Source organism: Dyadobacter ginsengisoli DSM 21015, from assembly GCF_059568735.1.
Map to the genome: position 1 here is coordinate 1,003,305 of NZ_JCANTY010000002.1, position 12,351 is coordinate 1,015,655.

General features: G+C 46.5%; 7 protein-coding genes. 2 read left to right on the forward strand and 5 right to left on the reverse strand.

Features of this window, described 5'->3' with window-relative positions; translation table 11 throughout:
* The first annotated feature begins 232 nt into the window (after positions 1-232).
* Together BP71_RS10310 and BP71_RS10315 are read left to right on the forward strand one after the other, a co-directional pair.
* Positions 233-2,812, forward strand: coding sequence for an ABC transporter permease (locus BP71_RS10310; protein ID WP_496378771.1), 2,580 nt, complete (start codon positions 233-235; stop codon positions 2,810-2,812).
* A gap of 534 nt (positions 2,813-3,346) precedes the next feature.
* Complete coding sequence (locus tag BP71_RS10315; protein ID WP_496378773.1) at positions 3,347-3,979, forward strand: response regulator transcription factor; 633 nt, start codon at positions 3,347-3,349, stop codon at positions 3,977-3,979.
* On the opposite strand, the gene BP71_RS10320 is transcribed toward BP71_RS10315, so the two are convergent.
* The 5 genes from BP71_RS10320 to BP71_RS10340 all read right to left on the reverse strand — a co-directional run.
* Positions 3,976-4,455 (reverse strand): response regulator, encoded by a 480-nt coding sequence (locus BP71_RS10320; protein WP_496378775.1) that lies wholly within the window; start codon positions 4,453-4,455, stop codon positions 3,976-3,978. The two genes, BP71_RS10315 and BP71_RS10320, sit on opposite strands and share 4 nt — an antisense overlap.
* Before the next feature lie 370 nt (positions 4,456-4,825).
* Complete coding sequence (locus tag BP71_RS10325; RefSeq protein ID WP_496378777.1) at positions 4,826-7,888, reverse strand: sensor histidine kinase; 3,063 nt, start codon at positions 7,886-7,888, stop codon at positions 4,826-4,828.
* A 151-nt stretch (positions 7,889-8,039) separates the two neighbouring features.
* The gene (locus tag BP71_RS10330) at positions 8,040-9,305 is read right to left on the reverse strand and encodes a DUF937 domain-containing protein (protein WP_496378779.1); all 1,266 of its coding nucleotides are present in this window, start codon (positions 9,303-9,305) and stop codon (positions 8,040-8,042) included.
* Between the two features lie 991 nt (positions 9,306-10,296).
* Positions 10,297-10,764, reverse strand: coding sequence for a response regulator (locus tag BP71_RS10335; protein ID WP_496378781.1), 468 nt, complete (start codon positions 10,762-10,764; stop codon positions 10,297-10,299).
* 105 nt (positions 10,765-10,869) lie between these two features.
* On the reverse strand, positions 10,870-12,351 hold a 1,482-nt coding region (locus tag BP71_RS10340; RefSeq protein ID WP_496378783.1), incomplete at its 5' end, for a GEVED domain-containing protein.

Genomic DNA, 12,351 nt, shown 5'->3' on the forward strand with positions numbered 1-12,351 from the left:
GTAAATATTTTAATAATAAATGTATTTCTTACAATTATTACTGATTGCCGGCTGCCTGCGTCTTTTCGATCCCGGGCACTTTTGCCCGGGACCTTTACGCCATTTGACTTTACAGGTCCCAGAACCTTCGGCGGAAGTAACTTCCCGAAGGAAACCACCGTTTGGAATCCTCGACCCGATACAGAGAAGTCATACCGCAGAATGTCCATCAGGGGACATTAACTGTCCGGTTATGAACACATTAACAAGCCAACAGCCCTCTTTCTGCTATTTTGAAGTCGGTTCAATATCTGGCAAGACATTTATACTGCAAAACAGCCAAATGATGCCCATCGGTGCGGCGACAAGGTTCGTTCGATCTACCAACCGTTTTGCACCTGTAAAAGCAGGAACAGCAGTACAAAAACCCTTCAAACAGCGATCCGCCATGATCCAGAACTACTTTAAAATCGCATTCCGGAACCTGTTGAAAAGCAAAGCATATTCGGCCATCAATATTTTCGGGCTGGCCATTGGCTTTACCTGCTGCATTACGATCGGCCTGTATGTGCAGGATGAGCTTAGCTACGACAGGTTCCATCCAAACGGAAAGGATATTTACCGGGTAGTTGAAAAGCAAAATATGAGTGGCGAAGAATATGATATTGCCACTTCGCCCGGACCATTAGCCGCAGCATTAAAAACCGACTTCGGAGAAATTTCCCAGACCTGCCAGCTTAGAAGACTGGGGAACAGGATGTTTAAAATTCAAAATAATTTAGTCGAATCCGGCAATACTTACGCGGCAGACAATGGCCTTTTTTCGATGATGGACTTTAAGCTTCTCATGGGCGACAGAAAGTCGGTTTTGACCAACGCCGATGAAATTGTCATCACGGAGTCCGTCGCAGCGCAGTTTTTCGGGTTAGACTGGCGGAGCAAAACGGATCTCCTGGGAAAAGCCATCAATTTTAATGACGACCGGGAGCTGAAACTGGTTGGCATCGCACAGGACTGTCCGGAAAATTCGCATATCCAGTTTGAGGTATTGTTACCGATAAAAATATGGGAAGCCGAACCCCGGTCCTTCCGGTGGGAGAACAATGATTATCATACCTATATTCAACTCCGTTCCGACGCATCCCGAAATGCGTTACAGCGCAAACTTCATAATTACTATCAGAAATACGTCCCTGTTTCGAAAACGCAATTTCATTTACAGCCATTTTTTGATATTTATCTAAAATCTGAATTTGAATTTAACACCGAATGGAGCAAAACGAGCAGTTTGTCCACCATTAAAATATTCGTGGCTGTCGGGCTTATCATTCTGATAATTGCTGTTTTCAATTTCGTCAATTTATCAACTGCCCGCGCATTAAAACGGGCTGGCGAGGTAGGCATACGAAAAGCCGTGGGCGCCGTGAGATTCCAGTTGGTGATACAGTTTTTGAGCGAAGCCATGCTCATGGCGTTTCTGGCGCTTTTTATTGCCTGCATTCTCCTGACGGTTTCCGTGCCGTTTTTGAATGAAATTGCTTCAAAGCACATTCAAAGTCCGTTTAATAGCCCGTGGTTTGTTTCGGTCATTTTGAGCTTTGGCTTCATCATTGGGATGATTGCGGGAAGCATCCCATCCGCCTATTTGTCTAAATTTCAGCCCATTCAACCCCTGAAAGGCGCATTTACTGCCGGTTTAGGAATAAGTCTCAGACAAGTGCTGGTGGTCTTGCAGTTTTCACTTTCGGTTGTGCTGATCATTGGAACCCTTGTTGTTTCCCAACAGATGAATTTTATCCAAAATAAGAACCTGGGTTTTGAAAAATCACAGCTGATTTCTGTCAGGATGAGATTCAATTTGCGGGATAATCCCGAGGTGATGAAAGCAGATTTGCAAAAAGAAAAAAGCGTCGCCAGTGCTTCATTATCCACCAATAACCTGATTGACGTCAACAATGGCACCCACTCCATCAAATGGGAAGGTCAGAAAGAAGGCGATACCTTTTTGATAGGATTGGCCAATGTTGACTCGGACTATCTGAAAACCACGGGAATGAAGCTCATCGCCGGACGGGATTTTGACCCAAAAATAAGTACGGATACCGCCGCATCGGCATTCATAGTCAATGAGTCGGCCGTGAAGAGAATGGGCTGGACGCCAAAACAAGCCCTTGGAAAGAGTTTTACCATTTGGGAGTATAAGGGACAAATCGTTGGCGTGATTAAAGATTTTCATTTTCGCAAATTAAATGCTGCCATAGAGCCATTTGTGTTGTATAGCAAGCCAAAAGATGGCTTTTACGATCTGCTTGTAAAAACTTACCCCAACCAAACCCGCGAGGTGATCAGCGCGATAGAAAATACCTACAAAAAATATGAAAAACAGACAGCGGTTGATTATCAGTTTGTTGACGAGGCGTTGAACAGGCAGTATGTATCGGAACAACGGACCGGCAGAATAATACAGTACTTCTCGATTTTGGCCATATTGATCTCATGCTTCGGGTTGTTTGGCCTGGTTACATTTTCGGCCGAACAGCGTACCAAAGAGATCGGTATCCGGAAGGTACTGGGTGCCAGTGTGGCCGGTATCATTGCGTTGCTATCCAAAGATTTCCTTAAACTCGTACTGATCGCCATTGTCATCGCCAGCCCCGTCGCCTGGTATGCCACCGGGGCCTGGCTGCGGGAATTTGCTTACAAAATCGACATTGAGTGGTGGATATTTGCATTGGCGAGTGCAATTGCGGTAGGAATTGCGCTGCTAACGGTTAGTTTTCAAAGCATTAAGGCAGCTTTGACAAATCCGGTTAAAAGCCTACGCAGCGAATAACTTGCCCGAAACCGACGATTACACATTACATTTTCAAAATGATCAAATCCCCGGGCTTCTGCACTTCTTTGGTCCTTCATCGAATTTATTCTAACAATCAACTACCGATCTCACAATAAGTTATTTTTTTCGACTTGCATCTACATTTTTTAGTCTTTGCATCTGAGAGCGCCACAATATATTTACTCAGCTACTATCATCGTTGTCGGCGATAATCATGGCGACGAGAATAAGATAAGTAACGGGTGCTGCCCTACATAGTAGGCAATTCTTAAATCCGCTGTCCGCTGGGCAACGGGTTTTTTATTTGCCATAGCAGCCGGTGTTCTGCCCCAAAACGTGTTCACACCATCCCGGATCCGCCAGCGGAAGGGGCAATGTGCCCGCCGGGATCAGCGAAAATGCTTCCTCACAAAAGGATTCGGGCCCTGAAGTTTGGGATGTATATTTAATTCTTAAATTGTATCAAATGATATACTAACGTGTCCTCCTGCGGGAGCAAAAAGGGTTCCGTATTGTAACTATCCTGAATTTATGGCCAGATTTTTAATTGCCGACGATCATCTAATTGTGTTGATGGGTATCGAGCGCCTGCTGGAAGAGCAATTTCCCGGCGCCGAAGTTCACCTGGCCGAGAATTTTGACGATGCGCTCGCATTGGTACAAAAATTACGATTTGATCTGATCATTCTGGATATCAACCTCCCGGGAGGTAACCGGCTTGCCATGATCGAAAGCCTCCGGTTGCGACAAACGGGTTTGAAGATCCTGATGTTTTCCGCTTTTGAAGAAACGCAATACGCGGCTTCGTATATGAAGGCGGGTGCGGACGGGTACATCCCGAAACGTAGTCCGAGAGAAGAGATCTGCAATGCGATCAATGCGGTAATGCAGAACAAAAAATACCTGAGCCCAAACATGCAACAGGTTTATATAGAAAAGCTGCTGAACGACGAGGACCCTTTTTCCAAAGCGCTTGACAAACTGTCTCAGAAAGAACTCGAAGTAATGCGATTACTGGTTTCCGGATTGCCCACCAACGAGATCGCCACCAAACTTTCAGTTTCGGCACCCGCGGTGAGCAGTCATAAATCCAAGATTTTCGAAAAACTGAGTGTACGCAATATCGTGGAACTGAGGGATCTCCTCGCCAACGTCGGGCGCTAGTGTTTGTCAGATTTTGCGGTTTTGCGGCTTTTGGGACCACCCCTGTGCTGGCTGTTACCATTTTCAACGAGCACCTTGTAGATGACATCGACATTCAGGTAAACCCCGCCCCGCATGACCTTTTTGATACACGCTGCCAGCTCAGCGACATCTGCCGTTTTGTCCAGATAACCCTTCACGCCGTTTACCAGGTAACGATGTATCGTATACCTTCTTAAATCACCGCTGAATAAAATGATCCGGCTGTCCGGAAATAAGATCCTGGCTTTATGTACAAATTGGGTGATCACCTGTTCAAACGATTCGCTTTGGCCGACAATTTTGAGGATAATCTCCGGATCTGCCTTGGGATAGGTTTCCATGAGTTGGATAAGTGACTCGGCCCCCAGAAGGTTTTTCTGATCCGTGATATTTTGAACAACATGGGACAGTGCCTGCCGTACAAACTGGTTCTCTTCTATGATTGCTATCTTCATCGTCATTCTGTTGATGGACATCGAAAACAAAACGTCTCCTGCCAGACAAATGTGAAGAACATCCGTCGATTCCACGACTTAGATATTTTTGAAACCCAGCAAAAACTAATAAGAACAGTGATAGAAGTAGTTTTATGCAAAAACAGTTAAGCGGCGCTGACAACAATAAATTCAACCAGAAATGTGCCAACGGGACGCCGTGGTCCATGGCCGGGTGGTGATGTCCGTCAGACTGTGACGGCCTATAAAAGCATGCGGGAGATTGGTATAAGACCGGTGTTAATGCCGGTATCGGGATGGAAAGCCAAATCAACGGCCAAATAACTGCCTATCAAGCCTCTTTGCGGGATTTTAGCATAATTAGTTCTGGTCAATTTCCATTTTGCAAAGCCGCCAGATAAATACGTGTTCCATTCCCCGGCCGGGATACTACGTCCAAATTTATCCCTGAGAGCTGACATAGATCCTTTACAATGATTAAACCCAAACCACCGGTATGGGACATCCGCGAATCTACGTGATCGCGATCCGCGGGTTTGAAGATTTCCGCATCAGCCATCAGAAAATCGGAAACCGCGGCTGGCATACCCCGCCCGGAGTCCTCGATCAATAGTTGCCGCTTGCCTTGGTGCATGGTGGTAGAGATGGTTATCGTCCCTTCCTTGCTCACTTTTACGGCATTATCAATCAGATTGTGCAGGATTACCGAAAAAACCTGGGGGTTCAGAATCACCTCTTCGTCCTCTGACACCAGATTGGAAACATTAATATGATCCCGTGCAATTTTTGCCGAGAACATTTCGACGATATCGGAAATCAGCGGACGCAGCTCAACCGAAGTTGTGGCAATCGAATGCTTATTCTGGTAGAGGTTGACTTTTAAATAGTGTAATAAATTATTAGTCAAAGCATTTATCCTCCGCAACGACGACAGCGCTTCCGCTCCTACTTTCGAGTACCTGGCATCGGATTGGCCGGGAGACGCCAGGTATTCATTGATCTGCTCGAGGGAATAAATAACATAGAGCATGGGGGTTTGCACATCATGATTGATTGACGTGATAATATCCCCGTACAGCCGGGCATTGTTTAGCAGATTTTGGTTGTAGCTCATTTTCGCCTGGTACTTCACCCTGGCCTTAAAAAAGAAATAGATCACAATCAAAGTCAGTAAAATCAGCACGGCAGCGAACCAGCTGGTTTCGTACCAGTAGGGAGGCACAAGGATCTTTACTGAAGTAAATGAAGCATTATCTTTCCCAAAACCATCAATCTTCTTGATATTAAGCACATTATCACCCGGATTCAATCCGGAAAGATAGATCCGTCCCTGATCTGTGACGGGAATCCACGGACCACTTCCCTCGCCGTTGGAAACCTTGTAGCTCAACCGGATATTTTTCTTGTTTTGGAAAAAGGGCGTTGAAATCAGGAGCTGCATCTGTCCGAAATTCCTTTCGACCGTGATACTCCCGCCAACTTTGACAGGCTTTCCATCTACCAGGATCTCACTGATCAGAATTTCTTTGTCCGGATACTCCATCGTGAGGCTGTCCGGATTGAAATAGACGACCCCGTTTATCGAAGGGAAAACAATGTTGCCTGACTGCAATCTAATACCGCAAGGTTGACAACCGCCATTGAATTCATTGGTATTGAAACCGCTGGCCTTGTCAAAGTAATAATAATATGGAGATGGCGCTTCCCCGGCGGCATAGCGCAACAGGTCGGCCTTGCTAACAACGAACAGTCCGTTATTGGTGGAAAGCCAGAATCTTTGCTGCCGGTCGGCTACAATGCAATGTACCGAAGACAGGTACTTCTCCTTGTCCAGCGGAAAATGAGTAAGCCGGTTGCCTTTGTATAAATACAACCCGTCACCATAAGTGCAAATCCATAGTTCATTGCCTGCGCCGTAAATATTGCGGACATTTTTTCCGATCAGGTCCTTAAAGGTAGTAATGGCCTTTGACCTGATATCGACCGCATAAAGGCCTATCGACGTTCCGAGCCAAAGCTGATTACTACCACTTCGATAAAATGAATTGATACCGCCCAGTTTGGTCGTGACAAAGCGCCTGGGGGTTGTTCCCGCCGACTCCTTCGATGAAAGATAATACAAAACGCCTACGTCGGTCTCAAACCAAATGGTGCCGGACGGATCACAATACGTGCCTGCGACTGCCCCGGGGACATCCCAGCGAGCCAGCAATTTTTTGCCATCTGCCGTATACTTGCTGAGCTGCCTGTCAACCGGCGAACTGGTCTCGGCCATCCAAAGATTCCCCTGCTTGTCCTTGGCCAAAGAACTCCACAACCAGAAATGTCCCAATTTTGACTTGTCCTGTCTGATAGGAGGACTGTCAGGGCTCAGATTGATCCGGTAGCCCTGGCGGGTAATAATCGCATTATCCCCGGCAGGCGCAATCGAATAAAAAACGCTGCCTATTGAATCTTCCGGAGCTACGGCCACCTGAAACTGTTTCTTTCTGAAATAGTAGAGTCCTTCCGTCCTGCATCCAAGATAAATATTTTGATTATCATCCTCATAAATACAGAGGACCCCATGTTTCTCCAGGTCCATTCCTGTCAGGAGCAGTTCGGTGTCCGCCGTGTTTTTGTGGATCGTGTTAATCCGGTAGAGATTCCCTGAAAGGTGCGCGAACAACTGAAAGGATACGTTGTTCCAGAAATAAGTTATCTTACTTTTCTTTTGTTCAAAATCCGCGTCCTTCAAAATATCCCCGCGTAATGCCACCATTTGGCTTCCGCCTCTCTCTATCCTGATCAGGCTGCCGTCTTGCCGCGCGGCGAATAATTCTCCGTTTCTGTAAAATATCCCCTGATTTTCAGGAACATTCACAGAATATACCCTATTAGCTCCCCGATAGTACGCAACATTCCCATTGCGGCGAAAATAGTATTCGTTATTGCCTACCGCAAGAATACCCATATCGGGGCTTTTGAGGGTGTCTATGTAAAATGCAAAGTGCCTGGGCAAACTCAGAATTTGATGGATCTTGGCCTCTTTTGCAGCATTAGTGAGGGCATTTCGGATTTGCTGGTCGGGATAGTGGTCAACCTTCCTCGGATAGGAATCCGGAAAAACCCCGACATAGGTGTTGACGCCGTCACAGGAATAAAACAGTGGCTTCTCTGGCCCTGGAGTGCCTGTTGCGGGGAGAAAGTACCTGATCCTGTTACCCTGGGTACCGAGGGCCGCTTTGTCAAAAGCAAAAAACGACTGCCCGTCAAATCTCACGAGGCCGGATTCTGTGCCAAACCATAAAAAGCCCTTGGAATCCTCCGCGATCGCATTGATGCTGTTTTGGGGCAAGCCATTTTCATCCGTATAGTGTTCCATCACATACGGATTGACGGACTGCGCCAGGGAGCACGCAACGGAGTTAACCAGGTAAAACCAGGCAGTCATCAGCGCGATGCTTGATAATTGGGGCGGGAAAGAAAATAGATCCAACGGTTTCTCTAAGGCTTATTTGCCCATTAAGATAAAAAACCATGGTGACTATTGTTCCTTCCCGACCCGGTTTATCTTTCCTAGGCTAATAAAATTATTATGGTCTTTATTTGTTGGTTACTCTTACCGCGATCCTCCGATTTTGAGAACGGCCGTTCTCCGTGTCATTACTTGCAACCGGGTGCGCGTCGCCATAGCCCTCTGCATCCAGCCTTTTGTTGTCAATTCCTTCGGATATTATCGCGGTCTTGACGGCCTCTGCCCTGTCCTGGGATAATTTGAGGTTCGATTTCGGATCGCCCGTATTGTCGGTATATCCCCCGATTTTTAATGTCACATCCGGAAAAGCTTTCAGGATTTCTGCGATGTTTTTAGTTTGCTCGCGCGACTCTGCGCTTAGTTTCGCGCTTCCAGTCTCAAAATTAATCCTGTCAAAATTGAACCACGTCGTTTTGTCTACGGGTTTGGAGGAATCCTCGATAAATGTTACCAGCTTATTTTCAATCCCCAATTCAGGAACGTTCAGCTCCACGCCACCCGGTAATTTTAACTTGAAGAAATTCCCCAACGCCTCTAAGCCTGCATTGGCACGCACCGCAACAGAATCAAATGTATCGGAGACCTTGCCCGCCATAGAGTCCGCCTCGGTTGCCGCTTCCTGTATCGTTACACCATGGTCGTTCCGGCATGCCCTGAAAGTCAGAAAGGCCCCAAGCAACAGCAGCCCTCCCAAAACCCAGAGCAACCACTGAATCGAATGCTTTTTTTGCGGTTCGTAGTGATAGGTAGGGCTATCAAAGGTTTTGGCAGGATTTACCTCCTTTCCTTTGTAATCGCCCAGGCCGGCAAAGCCCAGGGAAGCCAGTAACCCGGCGGGAACCGCAGCATGAAGGGCTTCTTTTTGCTGCATGAGAAGACTCACAAGACCGGACACTCCCATTCCCGACATTTTGAAATGCTTGCTGATGACCCCTACCAAAACCGGGGCGGCGATGTTCAGAAGAGATGAGGCTCCTGCCTTGCTGATCCCGCTTTGCACCGCGACCGCCTCTTCGACTTTGTCCACCTTCAATCCAAAAAGAGCAGAAAGGATCTTAGCGCCGTATCCCGTCAGATCTTTATACTTCCCAAATTTCGACTGTAGATCTGAAAAATTGGTGAGGATGGAATCCCCGTCATGTTCGGTCAGCAGCGAAACCAGCCCCTGAGCGCCGTTCGCCGTGGAAGCTTTTTCCATAATACCGGCAAGTATGGCAGGTAAAATGACATTAATTGATTTTTGAACTATTGTGGGCTCCTCTCCGATACCTTCTGCGATAGACACCACTGTACCCTTGTTAAAATATGCTTTGGCAAGATCAAGAATTTCCATTTTTCAGTTGATTTAGTTTAGTGTAAAAACCGCTTTTATAAAATAATATAGTCGATCTCAGTATAATGATTTAATTAAAAAATGAGGTTACTTAAAATCAAGCAACCTCATTAAACTACTCGCCCTCTTAGTCGGATACTAGCATAGCCATGCATTAACGTATTACACAATCACCCAGCTTCAAAACAAATTATGCGTGTATAGAAAAATATTTTTTGGAGACCTAAAATGTGACATATGCCGGATACAAAAGTATATAAACAGCATGTTTTGGAGGCATAATTAGCGTGGTTAATTTATTTATTTATATCAAAAAGTAGTTCTACAATTCTACACTCAGCAGCGCTTCTGTTTCCATCTATTTGTGATATCAACAAAACGAGAAGTTACATCATGGAGCTCCATAATGAGCCAAATTGGCCACAATTGAGGTAAAACATAGACATTCCAAACGAAACCTTATTGACCTAGCGACCTTCATTGTATTTGGAATTTAAGAAACCTTCTTAAATCCTTTCCGCTTTGTCGACTCTTGTTTGTTGTTAACATGTAAAGGAATCGGTTCTAATTATATTTAAATAGGTAAAAGCAAAAATTGATCAATAAAGTATGGAAGTTATTCGTCATATTTCACAATAGATCAATCATATATAGAACTACTTTACAAACATTTAGCTAAATATTTTTTATTGATTTTAACTTAAAATAGTGTAGCTTTGTATCGGGAAATAATACTTCCTAAGCGACGTTGAGCAATACTTGAAACCCATCTCTTTTGAGATGGGTTTTCTTTTTGTGGGCACAATATGTTCGTCAAATACATCGGTTGAGGATGGACGACGATTGTCCGATTCAAAGATTATTTGAGAATACAATAAAAAAGGCAGGCACGATTAAGTTTACAGTAAACTTATTTTCGGCAGCTGCAGCATCGATTCAATATGCGGCAAGTATTTTAAAGGAACGATTGTATCAAGTCGCCTGGAAGCTGCTACGCCTCCGTAGTTTTCCGGGATTGCAGGTTACCTTTACCTTGCCCTCCTTTCTCCCTTAACAAATTGAATATGATTTCTACATTCAGATAAGTGTCCCCTTTGGCGACTTTCTCAATGCAGTCCTGTAATTCATTGACATCAGCGGCTTTGTCCAGGTAACCCTTTACGCCATTAGCGAGGTACTTTTGAATCGTGGATTTTCTCATGTCTCCGCTGAGAAGGATAACGAAAACTCCCGGAAACAATGCCCGGATTTTATGTACAAACATGGTAACCACCTGGTCCACCTGTTCGCTCTTACGCACTACCTTGAGCACAATGTCTGGCTGTACGCCAGGGTAAGCAAGCTGCCAGTCCGTCAGTGATGCCACGCTAACGAGGTCAGCATGGACGACGATCATTTGGACAATGTGGGACATCCCCTGGCGGACAATTTGATTTTCTTCAACGATTGCAATTTTCATTGTTCTATATGGGTAGATGGTTAAAGCATAAAATGCGGGGAATAGCATGAAAGCAAACCGGCAATCTGTGAAAACCCACAGGTACCGGTTTGCTCCAAGCTAATTTCATTTGATGCGGATAAATTTCTGGGCGCGGACCGTGCCGTCGGTATAGCGGATTTGTAATATATGAATGCCATGGCCCAAACCGCTCGCATCCACCATCCCCGATGCCACCGGTCCCGAGCTGTAAACCTGCAAACCTGCCAGGTTGTAGATCGTAACCGATTTGACCAGTTTCCAGTCACTCATGCGGATGAACAGCTTGTCGGCAACAGGGTTGGGGTAAATACTGCCCGCTGAAAGGTCCCCGAAACGTACTGAACGCATTACACTATACGAAAAGCTACCATCCGTATCGACCATTTTGAGCCGGTAATACAACTGTGAACCATAGTCGGCAGCCGCACGGTCGCCGTACACATAGGTACCCGCTGCCTCATTGTTGGAGGCCACCTCACCGATTTTGCCAAAATGCTTGCCGTCCAGCGACCTTTCTACCTCATAGCGGTCGAAATTTTCCTGATCGGTAGCCTTCCAGTCGAGCTGCACGTCACCTTCGGAGACTTTGGCCTGGAAACTCACCAGACGCACAGGCATAGCGTCGTCGAAAGAGAATTGATAGTCTTCAATCTCCCCGTTGGCCAGGTCGGTATTGAAACCTGTCGCCTGCGTGAGTGCTGTCGGGCTCGCTACCAGCCTCACATTCACCACCGATCCTTTCTGGAAGCTGGCAGGTACTGTTACCGATACCGTCTGGCTGGCCGGTGAGGCAGTGGTGATCGTACCCGAATAAAAATCATCGAATGTCCCGTCAGGCGCAGTTGTGGGGGTACCCCAATCCACCCACATGCCGTAGTGCACTGTACTGGGTTGATTTGAATTCGCTGTAATTGTCCAGGTTGATGTACCGGCTTGCATCAGACCATTTACCTTCAGGCCGTCCTCATCGGCGACACCGCTCTTGTCATCGCCCTTGCCATAATCCGCCGGATCGACAGGGTTGGTAAAACCATCGGCTTCCGCGTCGATCAGGGTTCCAAGCCATACCGCGCCGGCATCATCAGGGACGTGGTTGTTGTCCGCATCAGTGAATGCCGCTTTTACCTTCGGATAATTGACCGTAGCACCGCTATAAGGCAAATCACCATAGTCGGCCAGTATTACCTGATCATAATCCACCGTCACATTTGCAGTGTCGGTCAAGCCGGTGGCTGTTTCAGTCAATGTGTAAGAGATCGGGGTCGGGTCGCCGGTAAAGCCTGCATCCGGGTTAAAAGTCAGATCGCCGGTCGCTGGGTTATAAGTCCATACTCCCTGACCGGGGACAGTTACGGTTCCATCCGGGTTCAAAGTACCGCCCGCCGGGGCAATTAGGGCTACCGAGGTATTGGCCGGTGTAGCCTGGCTGCCATCGGAAAGGTCATCGTTGGTCAAAAGGTTCACCACTGCATCGCTGCCGGGTGTGTTGCCGGCGTCTGAATCATCGGTGGCAACCGGAGGCGTTGGAGCATTATAATCCACGGTAACATTTGCATTGTCGGTTAA